Source organism: Desulfatitalea alkaliphila, assembly GCF_022968795.1.
GTDB classification, from domain to species: domain Bacteria; phylum Desulfobacterota; class Desulfobacteria; order Desulfobacterales; family Desulfosarcinaceae; genus Desulfatitalea; species Desulfatitalea alkaliphila.
Genome location: NZ_JALJRB010000036.1, coordinates 31986 through 45122 on the forward strand (window position 1 = coordinate 31986; position 13137 = coordinate 45122).

At 60.9% G+C, this 13137-nt stretch carries 15 protein-coding genes; 10 read left to right on the plus strand and 5 right to left on the minus strand.

All coding sequences use genetic code 11. The annotated features are described in order from the left end of the window. Window positions 1-407 precede the first annotated feature (407 nt). Window positions 408-1235, plus strand: coding sequence for a lytic transglycosylase domain-containing protein (locus tag MRX98_RS22220; RefSeq protein WP_246914425.1), 828 nt, complete (start codon window positions 408-410; stop codon window positions 1233-1235). Here MRX98_RS22220 and MRX98_RS20135 read toward each other — a convergent pair. Continuing rightward, window positions 1232-2392 (minus strand): sensor histidine kinase, encoded by a 1161-nt coding sequence (locus MRX98_RS20135; protein ID WP_246914427.1) that lies wholly within the window; start codon window positions 2390-2392, stop codon window positions 1232-1234. The two genes, MRX98_RS22220 and MRX98_RS20135, sit on opposite strands and share 4 nt — an antisense overlap. 17 nt (window positions 2393-2409) lie before the next feature. Continuing rightward, window positions 2410-4251 carry a PAS domain-containing sensor histidine kinase gene (locus MRX98_RS20140; protein WP_246914429.1) on the minus strand — a complete coding sequence of 614 codons (1842 nt, stop codon included), beginning with the start codon at window positions 4249-4251 and terminating at the stop codon, window positions 2410-2412. Between the two features lie 313 nt (window positions 4252-4564). Here MRX98_RS20140 and MRX98_RS20145 point away from each other — a divergent pair, with 313 nt between their 5' ends. The 9 genes from MRX98_RS20145 to MRX98_RS20180 all read left to right on the plus strand — a co-directional run bounded on the left by MRX98_RS20145 (window position 4565) and on the right by MRX98_RS20180 (window position 9595). Then, window positions 4565-4999, plus strand: a complete 435-nt coding sequence (locus MRX98_RS20145; protein ID WP_246914431.1) for a DUF134 domain-containing protein — start codon at window positions 4565-4567, stop codon at window positions 4997-4999. 71 nt (window positions 5000-5070) lie between these two features. Then, window positions 5071-5355, plus strand: coding sequence for a DUF5320 domain-containing protein (locus tag MRX98_RS22285; protein WP_425523900.1), 285 nt, complete (start codon window positions 5071-5073; stop codon window positions 5353-5355). Between the two features lie 114 nt (window positions 5356-5469). Then, a complete protein-coding gene (locus MRX98_RS20150) occupies window positions 5470-6249 on the plus strand; it encodes a DUF134 domain-containing protein (RefSeq protein ID WP_246914433.1) in 780 nt (259 codons plus the stop codon). Beyond that, window positions 6246-7124 carry a nucleotide-binding protein gene (locus MRX98_RS20155; RefSeq protein ID WP_246914435.1) on the plus strand — a complete coding sequence of 293 codons (879 nt, stop codon included), beginning with the start codon at window positions 6246-6248 and terminating at the stop codon, window positions 7122-7124. Before MRX98_RS20150 ends, MRX98_RS20155 begins: the two co-directional genes overlap by 4 nt. Next, on the plus strand, window positions 7117-8001 hold the full coding sequence (locus MRX98_RS20160) for an ATP-binding protein (protein WP_246914436.1): 885 nt from the start codon (window positions 7117-7119) through the stop codon (window positions 7999-8001). Before MRX98_RS20155 ends, MRX98_RS20160 begins: the two co-directional genes overlap by 8 nt. A gap of 48 nt (window positions 8002-8049) precedes the next feature. Then, the gene (locus MRX98_RS20165) at window positions 8050-8433 is read left to right on the plus strand and encodes a NifB/NifX family molybdenum-iron cluster-binding protein (protein ID WP_246914438.1); all 384 of its coding nucleotides are present in this window, start codon (window positions 8050-8052) and stop codon (window positions 8431-8433) included. 46 nt (window positions 8434-8479) lie between these two features. Continuing rightward, a complete protein-coding gene (locus MRX98_RS20170; protein WP_246914440.1) occupies window positions 8480-8887 on the plus strand; it encodes an iron-sulfur cluster assembly scaffold protein in 408 nt (135 codons plus the stop codon). Between the two features lie 62 nt (window positions 8888-8949). Beyond that, window positions 8950-9207, plus strand: a complete 258-nt coding sequence (locus MRX98_RS20175) for an FmdB family zinc ribbon protein (protein WP_246914442.1) — start codon at window positions 8950-8952, stop codon at window positions 9205-9207. Between the two features lie 16 nt (window positions 9208-9223). Continuing rightward, the gene (locus MRX98_RS20180) at window positions 9224-9595 is read left to right on the plus strand and encodes a response regulator (RefSeq protein ID WP_246914443.1); all 372 of its coding nucleotides are present in this window, start codon (window positions 9224-9226) and stop codon (window positions 9593-9595) included. On the opposite strand, the gene MRX98_RS20185 is transcribed toward MRX98_RS20180, so the two are convergent. The 3 genes from MRX98_RS20185 to MRX98_RS20195 all read right to left on the minus strand — a co-directional run bounded on the left by MRX98_RS20185 (window position 9596) and on the right by MRX98_RS20195 (window position 12911). Beyond that, complete coding sequence (locus MRX98_RS20185; RefSeq protein ID WP_246914444.1) at window positions 9596-9976, minus strand: PilZ domain-containing protein; 381 nt, start codon at window positions 9974-9976, stop codon at window positions 9596-9598. It lies immediately after the preceding gene. Between the two features lie 113 nt (window positions 9977-10089). Next, window positions 10090-11961 carry a 3-deoxy-7-phosphoheptulonate synthase gene (aroF, locus tag MRX98_RS20190; RefSeq protein WP_246914446.1) on the minus strand — a complete coding sequence of 624 codons (1872 nt, stop codon included), beginning with the start codon at window positions 11959-11961 and terminating at the stop codon, window positions 10090-10092. 338 nt (window positions 11962-12299) lie between these two features. Next, window positions 12300-12911: a DUF3786 domain-containing protein gene (locus MRX98_RS20195; RefSeq protein ID WP_246914448.1), complete on the minus strand. Its 612-nt coding sequence runs from the start codon at window positions 12909-12911 to the stop codon at window positions 12300-12302. Window positions 12912-13137: the final 226 nt, after the last annotated feature.

Here is a 13137-nt window from a genome sequence, read left to right on the forward strand (position 1 = left end):
TTAAAGTTTTAAGTTTTAAGTTTTAAAGTGAAGGAATTCTATCGATTAGAGATGGTTGGGGTTGGTGGATAACAGTGTAAGGGCCAGACTGTGTGTTGGCCCGGTGAGCAAATCGGGTTGGGTTTGTTGAACAGGGCAAGCGGTCACGATCGGGCGTCAACTTTTTGCCTGTGCCACGGCAGATTTGACCGGTTTGGTGAACTCCGCCATCAGCGGTTGCATTGTATCTTTCTGAAAATGCGGTATTTTCTATTGGTTGCTGGGAACGGAACGGAATTTGCTAAGTTTGTTTGCGGATAACCCATGGCATATCCGTGGCGCACGACTGCGTACCGCAGTGTCATACTCGCATAATGGGTTGCATGATGGTCACGGATGCTGAAAGATGGCCGTAGCAGGGGGAACCCGTGGTACCGAAGAACGGTTTGAACATACAGGACTATTTCCAGCGTGCCGGTTTCGGTCATGATGCGGTGGGTGGATCCAATCGGGCGTCACGGACGGCACCGGCCGTCGAGGAGGGTTTCACCGCTGCCTTGGCGCGCGCGCGAGGTTTGTCATCGGCGGAAGGATCGAGCGGCCAGCGGTTTGCCGATTATTTGCGCTCCCCGGTGAAGGCGCACCTGCCACGCCTGGAACCCCCGTCGTCGGAAGAGCGGACGGCGCGGCAACAGGCGGAGCGGCCGGTGGGCCGCGGGCGCTTCGAAACGGGGCCGGCAGCCGGCCAGGACACGCTGTTGGCGGCGCAGGAGAGGTCGGCGGCGACTGTTCAGACGCCTCCGGTTGCCGCCGCCGCATCCATTGCGGGCAACGCCGATGAACAGGTCACTGCCGGTATGTCCGTTGCGGATCGCATCGAACGCGGCATCGCTCGCGCCGCCGCCCAGTACCGTTTGCCGGCCGAATTGATTCGCAGCGTGATTCGGGCGGAGTCCAATTTCGACGTGCGGGCCGTATCCACGGCCGGGGCCCGGGGGCTCATGCAACTGATGCCGGCCACGGCGCGTGAATTGGGTGTGAAGGATGCCTTCGACATCGATCAGAACATCGATGGCGGGTCGCGCTACCTGCGGCAAATGCTGGACCGTTTCGACGGCAACCTGCGCCTGGCCCTGTCGGCCTACAATGCCGGACCGGGAACGGTCGCCCGCTTCAACGGCAATGTGCCCTATCGCGAAACACGGGAATATGTGCAGCGGGTGTTGAGGTTTCAACAACAGTACAAGAGCGCTTAATCCTCCACGGCGTCCTTGCACAGCCCGACCCGTTTCGGCAGATTGAAGGTGAATCGACTGCCTTTGCCGGGTTTGGAATGGACTTCGATGTGGCCGCCGTGCTGTTCGATGATCTTCTTGGTGATGTAGAGCCCCAGACCGGTGCCCTTGACGCCCTTGGAGGAGAAGAAGAGGGTGAAGAGTTTGCCTTGGGTTTCGTCATCCATGCCGATGCCGGTGTCCGCCACGGCAAAGGTGATGTGGTCGCCTTCCGAGGCGACGGTGAAGGTGATGCGGCAAGGGGCTTCGCCGTCCTTGCGCTGGCAGGCGTCGATGGCATTTTCGAAAAGGTTCATGATGGCGGTGTGCACCAGGCCGGGATCGATTTCACAATCCGACAAGGGGCCGCTGAAACGGCGTTCGAAGACAATACCCGTTTCCTTGAGACGGCTTTCCATGGTTTGGGCCGACTCTTCGGCGAACCGGCCCAGATCCACCCTTTCCCACTGGATATCCCGCTTCTTGGCGTAGAAAAGGATGTCCATCACCAGTTTGCGAATGCGTTCGGCCGTGCGCTGAACCGTTTGCCATCCCTCTTCGATCAGCTTTTCGTCTTCTTTCTTCAAGCCACTGCCGAGCAGGTAGATGCCGCCGTCCAGGCCGGTGAGCAGACCCTTGATGCTGTGGGAGATGGAACCGATCATCAGGCCCAGGGAGGCGAGATGGTCCTGCAGCTCGGTCTTCTCCCGCAGCAGCGCTTCCAGGTTGCGGGTGTACGCCTGCAACGTACGCCGCATCATGATCCGTTCGCGGGCCCGCTGCAGCGAGGCGTCCAGTGCCGTCACGTCGATGGGCTTGGTGATGAAGTCGCAGGCTTGGTGCTTGAGGCTGCTGATGGCCAACTCCATGTCCCCGTGGCCGGTGATCATGATCACTTCGGTCTCGGGGTTTTCGTGCTTGATGCGCCGCAGCAGCTCGATGCCGTCCATACGCGGCATCTTGATATCGGTGAGCACGATGGGCGGTTGGCGGTCCTGAAAAAGTTCCAGCGCGGCGCGGCCGTCTTCGGCCATCAACACTTGGTAACCGGCGTCCTGCAACGCCAGGTCCAATATCTCGCGTACATCTTGTTCGTCGTCCACCAGCAGTACGGTCAGGGGCGCTTCCATTGTCGGCATGGGGTTCTCCATCGGATTTATGCGGGGGTCGCGTTGCCGTCGGGCGACGTGGGAATTTTGATGGTCAGACAGGCACCACCGCCCTCCGGCCGGTTTTCAGCCTGGATGGTGCCGCCATGCTGCTTGACGATACCGTAGCTGATGGACAGCCCCAGACCGGTGCCTTTGCCGACGGTTTTGGTGGTGAAAAAGGGTTCGAAGATCTTCTCTTTCACTGTCGCGGGAATACCGGTGCCGGTATCACAGACGCGTGCCAGGACGTATCCCGGATGGCTGCGGGTGGTCAGGGTGATCACCTTGTCGCCGACCGGGTCCGGCTGGTCGCCCCAGCGCTCCTCGATGGCGTCACGGGCGTTGAGCAGCAAGTTGATGAACACCTGTTCCAGGCGGCCGGCGTTGCCGTGGATGGCGGGTAGATTCCTCTCCAAGTCTTTGACCACCTGGATGCCGCGCAGCTTCAACTGTTCCGAGAAGATCTCCAAGGCCATGCGCGCCGTATGGTTCAAATCGGTGGGTTCCAGCTCCACTTCCGCCTTGCGGGCGAATTGGCGCATGTGCTGGATGATTTTGGTGGCCCGGTCCACGTTGGCGTCGATCTTGTACATCATGTTTTCGAAGAGGTCGGGTCCCACTTCCTGGTCGGCCTCGATCTTCTTGAGCATGAAGCTGCTGGCGGTCTTGATCACCGACAGGGGCTGGTTCAGTTCGTGGGCCACACCGGTGGCCATTTCTCCCAGGGTGGTCATTTTGCTGGCCTGGATCAATTGCTGCTCGGTTTCGATCTGCTGGGTGATGTCGCTGGTGGTGACCAGCAGCACTTCCCATTCGGGGTAGGGGGTCAGGGAGGCGCGGATATCGACGAAGAGGGGTTGGCCCTGTTGGTTGATCTGGCGCGCCTGGTGGATGAAGCTCTCCTGCTTGATTTTGGCGGCATAGTGATCTCGCTCGCGGGGGTCGAACAGCTCGAGAAACGAGGCGCCTTTGAGATCTTCGCGGCAGTGGCCGTAAACGGGCCGTACACTGCGGTTGCAGTCCAGGATGCGCAAGGTGTCGGGCTCCAGCACGAAGACCGGGTTGGGAATGTTGCTGAAAATGGCTTGGTAACGCTGTTCCGATGCCCTGAGCTGTTCTTCCAGTTGGCGGCTCAGGGTGACGTCCAGGCTCATCTCCATGGCGGCCACCACATTGCCCGCCGCATCCCGTATGGGGGCGGTGCGCGCCAGCCAGTGGATGGGGCGCCCCTCGCGGTTGCACCCTTTTTCTTCGAAGGCGTGGGACTGACCGTCCTGAAAAGTTTTTTCCACCGGGCAGTGGTCGCACTTTTCCGTTCGCCCCTTGTAGGCCGAAAAGCAGAAGTCGCCTTCGCGGGGCGCGAACCGTTCGGCAAAGGCGCGGTTGTAGCGGATCAGGCGCAGGCTGCGGTCCTGCACCGTGATCAGGCAGGGCACGCTGTCAAAAAGGTTCAGGTATTCGGAGTGCTCCTGACGCAGCGCGCTTTTCTTGCGGTCCAGTACCCGGCCGATCTCCGCCAAGGCATCCTGCAGGCCTCCGATTTCATCGGGGCGGGTCTCTTTCCAGGTCGGCGGCGGCGCCCCCTTGGCCACCTGATCGGTGACGGCGTGCAAGGCGCGCAGCGGCGCGGTGACCCGGTGGTGGATCAACAAAGCGGCGGCGGCGAGGACCGCGATGCTTACCAGGGCCAAGCCACCCAGTAAGGTGGTCCATGGTAGGCGGATGTTTCCCCAGTGGAACAGCAGGAGGGTCCAGAACAACAATCCCGCGACGAACAGGACGGACAGCGCGCCCCCCACGCGGATGGTGAGGCTGTTGTGGCGGAGGGCCTTGGGCAGCGGCGGCATACCGGGGTACTCCTTTGATGATGTGTCGCCCGGAGGAGCGGACCGTCAACCGATGCCGGCGGTCCTCGAGGGCGCGGGATTATTGGATCCGGTAACATCTTAGGCTGCAACGGCCGGATTGTCAAAGTGGCGCCGCACTCGATTGAGCGCCACCGGACAGGGTCTGGACCGCTTCGATGACAGGTGTGTATTCCGGCTCCCGACCGACCTCCTTGATCAAAGGTAAATGAACGCATGTGCAAAAACATGGATTGACAACAACGACGCACCTACTTATTATGAGCCAGCGTTCATAATAAGCATGGAGGATGCAATGCCGCGACCCAAAATTCGCCGCTGTGTACAGCAAGGCCCGGTGCACACCTTTTACAAGCCGCAAGGCGTTCCCCTGGAGGGATTGACCGGTGTGAACCTGACCGTTGAGGGGCTGGAGATCCTGCGCCTGGTGGATGCCGAGGGGCTGGACCATGAGGCGGCGGCCGAGCGCATGGGTGTTTCGCGGCCCACCGTTTCCCGCATGTTGGCCGAGGCGCGCCGCACGGTGGCACGCGCCTTGAGCAACGGCTGGGCGATACACATCGATGGCGGCCATTACCGCATGGTGGGGGCGGTCGGAGGACCTCATGGGGCTGGGCGGCGGCAGGGCCGCGGCAGGGGCCGGCGCTTTGACGGGCGTTGCGGCCCATCGGCTTCCGGGGCCGTCCGCGATTCGCGGGCGCCATCCGGCAATGGTGAAGATTCACGATAACAACGATACCGTCGGCTTGTTGCCATGCAGGTGACGGCCACGGGATCGAAAACACGATACAGGAGGTTATTATGCCAGGTTATGACCAGACAGGACCAATGGGCCAAGGTGCCCGTAGTGGCAGAGGGCTGGGCCGATGCAACGGCAATCGTCTCGGTAATGGTCGAGATGAACGGACAACCCGCGTGATGCAGCGTCTGCGCCGGCGGCGGTGCCGCCGCGATGCGTTTGCCCCAATGGATGCCGGCGCAGGATACGGCGGCCGCAGGCAGGATGTTGAGGGGGCCGGTCGGCCGTTTGGCCTGCGCGGCCAGGGCACCGGGGGTGGTTTCGGCGGCGGCGGTCGGCAGCGCTGATCCCTGACGGCGCCGACCACATTTTAATTGGGCATATGCTCTTTATGTTGACAGGGCCCATTATTGGGTGTAGGGCAAAAAGCGCATATGCTCAAAACAGAAGGATGACACCGTATGCCGCGACCGCGGAAATGCCGTAAAATCAACAACGCACCCGACATCAACTATTTCAAACCCCGGGGCGTTCCCATGCGTGAATTGGCCGAGGTGTATCTGCCTCTGGAGGGATTCGAAGCCATCCGTCTGGCCGACTACGAGGGGTTGAACCATGAAGCGGCAGCCCTGCAGATGCACGTCTCGCGTCAGACCTTCGGCCGTATTTTGGCCTCGGCGCGCAATACGGTCGGCCGGGCACTGGTGGAGGGGATGGCGCTGCGCATTCATGGCGGGCACTACCAAATGGGCGACGCCGCCGATGAAAGCACAGCGACGGCGGCTGCTTGTACCACCGGTGCCGTTCGGTCGTCGGTGGTAGCGCAAATCCAACCAACAACAGACACGACCCAACCCAAGGAGGGTGTGAACATGACCAAAATCGCCATTACCAGTGAAGGGCCGACCCTGGACGATGCCGTCGACCCCCGTTTCGGGCGCGCCGCCGGTTTTGTGGTGGTTGATCCGGAAACCATGTCGTTCAGCTACGTGGAAAACGGTGCCGCCCAGGCGCGTGCCCAAGGCGCCGGTATTCAGGCCGCCGAGACGATTTCGCGGACCGGCGCCGAGGCGGTATTGACCGGCTTCGTGGGCCCCAAGGCGTTTCAGGCGCTGTCCGCCGCCGGCATCCGCATTGCGCAGAATTTGGATAACCTCACGGTGCGTGAAGCGGTCGAGCGGTTCAAACAAGGCGACGTGCAATGGTCGGCATTGGACGACGCGAAAGGACAAGGCGCATGAAGATCGCCATCGCCAGTGGCAAGGGAGGAACGGGTAAAACCATGGTCACCGCTTCACTCACGGTGAGCTGGGGCGCGCCGGTGGTGGCGGTGGACCTGGATGTGGAAGAGCCCAATCTGCATCTCTTTTTAAAACCCGAGCTGTCCGGACGGCAGGAGGCATTCATGGAGGTGCCTCTGGTCGATGAACAAAAATGCGACTATTGCCGCCAGTGCGCCGAGTTCTGCCAGTTCAAGGCCATATCGGTGTTGCCCAATGTGGTCATGGTGTTTCCCGAAATGTGCCATGGCTGCGGCGGCTGCATGGCACTGTGCCCACGGGAGGCCATCGCCACCACCACGCGCACCCTGGGGGAGATCGCCTGGGGCCGTTCGGCGGACAATGCCTTCATCATGGGGCGCCTGCGGGTGGGGGAGGCCATGAGCCCTCCATTGATCCGAAAGGTGCAAGCCTGCTTGTCCAGGACCGATCTGTTCGATCCGGCCGCCGATGTGTTGATGGATGCACCGCCGGGGGTCAGCTGCCCGGCCGTCAATGCGGTGATCGACAGCGATTTCATTCTGCTGGTGACCGAGCCCACCCCCTTCGGCGTGTTCGATCTACGTTTGGCCCAAGAGGCCTTTCGGCCGTTGCACAAACCCATGGGGGTGGTGATCAATCGTGCCGGGCTGGGCAATGGCGCGGTCTACGACCTATGCCGCGAGGTCGATCTGCCCATCTTGGCGGAAATTCCCTATGATCGGGACATCGCCGCCGTCTACGCCGACGGCCGGGTGGTGGCCCTCAGCGACCCACGGTGGCAAGATTTGTTCCGAACCCTGGCACGATCCATTCAAGCGGCGGTGATGAACTCACGGGAGGCCCGGCATGCATGAAATATTGATTATCAGCGGCAAGGGGGGAACCGGAAAAACATCGCTGACCGCCGCCTTCGCCCATTTGAGTCATGATGCGGTGCTGTGCGACCTGGATGTGGATGCGCCCGATTTGCACTTGATTTTACAACCGTCCGACACTGAGAAGATCCCTTTCGTGTCGGGCTTTGAGGCGCGGATTCGTAGCGCTGATTGCACCCAGTGTGGTCTGTGTCATGAGATGTGCCGCTTCGAAGCGATCCGTGACACGGATGACGGATTCAGCGTGGACCCGGTTCGTTGCGAGGGATGTGGGGTTTGTGTCCATTTTTGCCCGGAAAAGGCCATCGATTTCACGCCCCGGGAATGCGGCTGGTGGCGGATCGCCCGAACCCGGTTCGGCACCATGGTGCATGCCCAGTTGCATCCGGGCGAGGAGAATTCGGGCAAGCTGGTGGCCCTGCTGCGCACGCAGGCCAAGGCCCTGGCCAAGGAAAACGGCGCCAAGCTGATTCTCTCCGACGGCCCGCCGGGGATCGGCTGCCCGGTGATCAGCGCCGTTTCAGGCGCCGATTTGGCCGTGATGATCACCGAACCGACGCCCTCCGGGTTCCACGATTTGGAACGGGTGGTGGAACTGGCCGATCACTTTCGGGTGCCCACTGCCGTCATCATTAATAAAACGGACTTGAATAAATCGGTGAGCGGGTCTATTCAGGCCTATTGCGCGGACAAAGGATTGCCGGTTTTGGCGGAGATTCCCTTCGATACCGATTTTGTCCACGCCATGGTGCAAGGCCAGGCGATCACCGAATTTACCGACAGTGCCGCGTCCCGCGCCGTACGCGAAGTATGGGAGCGGGTGCTGCAACAGGCGGCCGCATTCGATGCGGCTTAACAGAATGAGGAGAAAGTTCAATTGAGTCAGATACCTTCAGGAGGAACCATGGATTCAGTGTTGATTGCGATACCGTCTCAGAACCCCGGAGGATTGGACGCCGGTTTGGGTGCCCACTTCGGCCATTGTGACCTTTATACCCTTGTTGCCGTGCAAGGCGGCAGCGTCCGGGACGTGCAGGTGGTGCCCAACGTGCCCCATCAGCAGGGCGGTTGCATGGCGCCGGTGCAGTACCTGGCCGGCAAGGGTGTGCAACAGTTGATCGCCGGCGGCATGGGGTTGCGGCCCTTGATGGGATTCAAACAGGTGGGGATCCAGGTGCTCCACGGCGGCGAGGCACGCACGGTCGGCGAGGCGGTGCAGGCCGCCATCGACGGTAAGTTGATGCAGTTCCAGCAGATGCACACCTGTGGTGGTGGTGGAGGTCTTTAAAAAAACCATGGGATCCATTGTGGAAGACAGTGGCGGGGAACATCACTTGCCCCCTGAGATCGTTGGGGGGCCGTTTTTCGACCATGTGCGGCACCCGCGCAACCAGGGGGCGGTGGCCGGAGCCGACGGGTGTGCCGTCGGTGTCGGCAGTTGCGGCGATTCCGTTGAAATCAGCCTGCGCCTGCAAGGCGACACCATCAGCGCCATCGGCCATCGGCCCCGGGGCTGCGATTACACCGTTGCCTGTGCCAGTGCCGTGACACAACTGGCCTACGGCAAAACGGTGGAAGAGGCCTTGCTGCTGCAACCCGAGGATGTGGATTGTTTGCTGGGCGGCCTTCCCGAAGACCACCTGCATTGTGCCCGACTGGCCGTCAACACCCTCGGCGAGGCCATCGCCGATGCCTATCGTACCGTGGCCCTGCCCGCAAAGGACAAGGGGGACGGTCACTGAAAGTCGCCCTTTGATGGGGCTCCGGTCCCGCTGCAAGGCGTGCCGGGAAAAGGAGTGAGGCCATGCCCATCTTTGAAATCGCTTGCGATGAATGCCACTACACTGGCGAAACGATTGTGCTCAGCGCCGGTGATGCCCTGCGCTGCCCGTCCTGCGGCAGTGAGCGGACCCGAAAGCTCATGTCGGCGCCGTCCAGCCTGACCGGCAAGACGCCGCAACGGTTGCCCGGTGCGGGGGACACGGCCTGTTGCGGCCAGAGCCCGGACCAGGCCTCTTGTAGCGGGCCGGGTTCCTGTTGCGGTCGGGCGGGGCAGTTCTAACAAAGGGGAGAGGACGATGCGAATCGTATTGGTCACCAGCCGGCAGGCGGATCTATTCCGCCCCTTCCGCGAAGCGCTGGCAGAGACCCCCGAGGATCGGGTGGAGGTGTTGCACTCCGCGATAGATGCCTTGGATGCCGTTCGGCACGATCTGCCCCACCTGGTGATCGTGGATGACCCGGTGGGGGAGATGTCCGCGCTGTCCGTCGTACGGCAGCTGCTCGAATTCAATGCCTTCGTCAATACGGCGGTACTCAGCAATATGGATGAGGAGGCCTTTCATGAGCAGTCCGAAGGCTTGGGAGTGCTCTGTCGTTTGCCGTCCGTGCCCGGACTCGAGGATGCCAAGACCGTTCGGCGCTTGCTGGGCGGAGTGGTCGCCGATTGATCAATCATATTGGCCGCGGGTCATCCGTTCGGAGTGGACGAATTGGCTGAGTTGCTGGCGCACCGGTTCGGCCAGGTCTCGGAATTTGCACCCCGCCGAAAGCTGATGGTCCGTTGCCGCCGGACGAATCCAGCGCACTTCCGCTTTGACGTCCGCCAGGAAGTTCAGGGTGCGGCCGCCGAGGATGTTTTGAAGCAGCAGTTCGTCCCCCTCTTGCATGCGTTCTTTGGCGCCGTTCGGCAGGATCAGATGGATTCCTCCGGCACTCAGATTGATAATGGCGGCAGAGAGCGTTTCCTGGTCCGGCAAAAGCAATTGGGCGAAATAGCCGTCGTCCATCTCTAGTTTCAGCCTGGGATACAATCTTCTCTCTTCAACCATCTTACACCTCTCTGTTTGTCGGATGACGTCAACGATCACCGCGCTTGGGGTCGGCCGTCAAGGCTGAACAGACGCCATTGCCGCTGACGGCCGGTCCTTTTTGCAGTGTTCTCTCAGTAACTTCCCAATATCCTGAAAAAGTCGGTTTCCGCGCGAAGCCTTTGCAGCGGTGCCGCCATTTCCGGAGCCGACAGGTCGGCTTCGATATCGGCATAAAACATGTATTGCCACGGTTTCCCGTGAATCGGCCGCGATTCGAGTTTGACCAGATTGATGCGATTGGCCGCAAACACCTTCATCACCTCGAACAAGGCGCCGGGATGATTGAGCGTGGAGAAGACAATGGCTGTTTTGGATTTGTTGAGCCCGGTTGAAGGTTGTTTACCCACTATCACAAAGCGCGAAAAATTGCGAGGGTTGGTTTCGATGCTTTCGGCCAGCAGGGCCATGCCGTGGTGCCGGGCGGCCTCCCGGCTGCCGATGGCGGCATCCCCCGGTAGCCCATGCTCTTTGAGCAGGCGCGCGGCACCTGTATTGCCGTGTACCGGGATGATTTCCCATTCCGCATGCCGTTCCAGGAAGGTGCGGCATTGCGCCAGGCCTGCTTCGGAGCACCAGACGCGGCGCACGTCGGACAATCGGGTTTCCGGCGGCGCGATCAGATGGTGAATGATGCGCAGGTAAAGTTCGCCCACCAAATGCAGATCGTACTCCAGCAGCAGATCGTAATTGTCGTGGATGCTGCCGGTGAGCGAGTTCTCCAAGGGCAATACGCCGTATCGGGCTTCGCCGGCGGCGACGGCGTCGAAGATGGTGCGGAAGGAGGGCCGGGTCGTCAATTGCGCTGCTTCGCCGAAGTACCGGCAGCAGGCCATGTGACTGAAACTGCCCGGTTCGCCCACATAGGCCGCCATGCAGGCGTCTCCCTGGGTGGGGCGGGGTGGGGGACGACGGGCTTTTTCCAGGTAGTCGAAATCGAGTTGTTTGCCGACGACCGGGGCGATGACATAGATGTCCCGCGCAAGTTGCCCGAACTGTTGCGGATAGAGACTTTGGGGACCGTCGGACAGCGCATTGTCCGGATCGTGGTGCACCTCGACCATCAATCCGTCGGCACCGGCGGCCACGGCGGCGCGGGCCATGGGGGGTACCTTTGCGCGGATACCGGTGGCATGGCTGGGATCCACCACCACCGGCAGGTGAGTCAGGTTTTTGAGCACGGGAATGGCCGAAAGGTCCAGGGTGTTGCGGGTCAAGGGCTCGAAGGTGCGAATGCCCCGCTCGCACAGCACCACATTGTCGTTGCCTTCGGCCATGATGTATTCCGCCGACATCAGCCACTCTTCGATGGTGGCGGCCAGGCCACGTTTGAGCAGCACCGGTTTGCCCGAACGCCCCACGGCCTTGAGCAATTCGAAGTTTTGCATGTTGCGGGCGCCGACCTGCACCATGTCGACATAGGTTTCCATCAACGACGCCTGATCGGGCGAGGTGATTTCGGTCACCACCGGCATGCCGGTCGCCGCCCTGACCTCTGCCAGGATTTTCAAGCCCTCTTCTTCCATGCCTTGAAAGGAGTATGGCGAAGTGCGCGGTTTGAAGGCCCCGGCCCGGAACAGCACGGCGCCGTAGCGGCGCACTTCATGGGCGATGGTCAGGGCTTGCTCGCGGCTCTCCACGGCGCAGGGGCCGGCCACCAGCACGATCCGTTCGCCGCCGATGGTAATGGGTCCCACCTGCACACGCGAGTCGTGGGGGTGCCACTGCCGACTGACCAGCTTGAACTTGCTGTCCATGGGCAGCACTTCGGCGACACCTTCCATGGCGGCCAGGACATCGGCGGAAAGATCGCCGCGGCCGATGGCGACAATGACGTTTTGCGCACCGCCGTTGACCTCGCGCAGCACGCAGCCTTGCTGGAACAGATCGGCCCGGATCTGCTTTTTGGTTTCATCACTCGCATCTTCCCGCAATACAATAATCATGGTGTATTCCTCCCTGGTTGCCCTTGCCGCGAAAAGGAAAACCCCGTCGAGGGGTGCCTTCCTCGCGGGGTTCGAAAAATAAAAAACCCCGGGTGGCATTGCATATCCACCCGGGGTCGTCGATTACATTGAAATGTTACGCCTCCAGGTGGATGCTCCTAAAACCAAAAAAGAAGCATCCGCTGAAAAAGTCATTCCGGAAGACGTTGGTGCCGTTGCTCATGATTGGGCCGTTTCCTTGCCGGCATTCATGTGTGACATCCATCAACTGCGCTTGATGTCATATTTAATACATCAGCCGGAGCCGTTTTGTCAAAACCATTCTTCGACAGCCGCATTCATCGTGCCACGGCCATCAATCGATAGACGGTCAAGCTGGCCAGCCAGGCGGCATCTTCCGGGGAGAGGTAATCGCCCACCGATGCATCGAAAAGGATGTTGGCTTCGGTGGGGAACTCCTCGTCACCTTCCCAGACGATGATCTGGATGGGGGCGTAGGGCAGGGGTGCGAAATGGAATCCGGCATCGCCGGTATCGATGGGCGTGCCGTTGAGGCGCTCTGCGGCAGTGCGCAGGCCGGCGCTGTTTTGGCCGAACACCTTCTTCAAGGGCTCGATGGCCCGCTTGACAAAGGGACCGAAGTAGAAGCTCGCCCCGGGAATTTCGCGATAGGCCACCCACTGCCCCTTTAGCTGCTGACGGCAACCGAGCAGGTAGTGAAGGATGAGAACCTGTTCCTGAAGAGGGATCTGCGCTTCCGGATTGGCCTCGTCGCTGAATGTGAAGGCGGGGGCGCTGACGCGGTAGTCGCGGTCCAGGAAGGGGATGCGCAAGGTGGCGTCGTCCACGGTTTCGTAGCCGGCGCGGCGTGCGATCCGGGTCAAATCCTGTTGCGCCAGCTGTTCCGCAGCCAAGTCCCGCGCCTGTTGAAAATCGTCCACACGTGCCATTTAATCCCTCCCTGTTCTGGGTGCCGCTGAATTTGCGTTTTTTGTTCGTCCTTAACCCGATTCCATTGAAAAATCAAATTGGACGGCCCTTCTCAGCAATGCTGACCAACCACCGCTGTATGGTGTGCGGTGGAATCCGCCTAATAAAAAATTGGAAGCCCGATGTATGGTGCGTTGAGGTATGGTGCGTTGAACAACCGCCGGCGGGTGGGCCGGGGGGCCGGGC

Excerpts from the sequence above, each read along its gene's own strand:
- MRX98_RS20135 (WP_246914427.1), bottom strand. The coding sequence starts at position 2,392 with ATGCCGACAATGGAAGCGCCCCTGACCGTACTGCTGGTGGACGACGAA.
- MRX98_RS20140 (WP_246914429.1), bottom strand. The coding sequence starts at position 4,251 with ATGCCGCCGCTGCCCAAGGCCCTCCGCCACAACAGCCTCACCATCCGC.
- MRX98_RS20145 (WP_246914431.1), top strand. The coding sequence starts at position 4,565 with ATGCCGCGACCCAAAATTCGCCGCTGTGTACAGCAAGGCCCGGTGCAC.
- MRX98_RS22285 (WP_425523900.1), top strand. The coding sequence starts at position 5,071 with ATGCCAGGTTATGACCAGACAGGACCAATGGGCCAAGGTGCCCGTAGT.
- MRX98_RS20150 (WP_246914433.1), top strand. The coding sequence starts at position 5,470 with ATGCCGCGACCGCGGAAATGCCGTAAAATCAACAACGCACCCGACATC.
- MRX98_RS20155 (WP_246914435.1), top strand. The coding sequence starts at position 6,246 with ATGAAGATCGCCATCGCCAGTGGCAAGGGAGGAACGGGTAAAACCATG.
- MRX98_RS20160 (WP_246914436.1), top strand. The coding sequence starts at position 7,117 with ATGCATGAAATATTGATTATCAGCGGCAAGGGGGGAACCGGAAAAACA.
- MRX98_RS20165 (WP_246914438.1), top strand. The coding sequence starts at position 8,050 with ATGGATTCAGTGTTGATTGCGATACCGTCTCAGAACCCCGGAGGATTG.
- MRX98_RS20175 (WP_246914442.1), top strand. The coding sequence starts at position 8,950 with ATGCCCATCTTTGAAATCGCTTGCGATGAATGCCACTACACTGGCGAA.
- MRX98_RS20180 (WP_246914443.1), top strand. The coding sequence starts at position 9,224 with ATGCGAATCGTATTGGTCACCAGCCGGCAGGCGGATCTATTCCGCCCC.
- MRX98_RS20185 (WP_246914444.1), bottom strand. The coding sequence starts at position 9,976 with ATGGTTGAAGAGAGAAGATTGTATCCCAGGCTGAAACTAGAGATGGAC.
- aroF (WP_246914446.1), bottom strand. The coding sequence starts at position 11,961 with ATGATTATTGTATTGCGGGAAGATGCGAGTGATGAAACCAAAAAGCAG.
- MRX98_RS20195 (WP_246914448.1), bottom strand. The coding sequence starts at position 12,911 with ATGGCACGTGTGGACGATTTTCAACAGGCGCGGGACTTGGCTGCGGAA.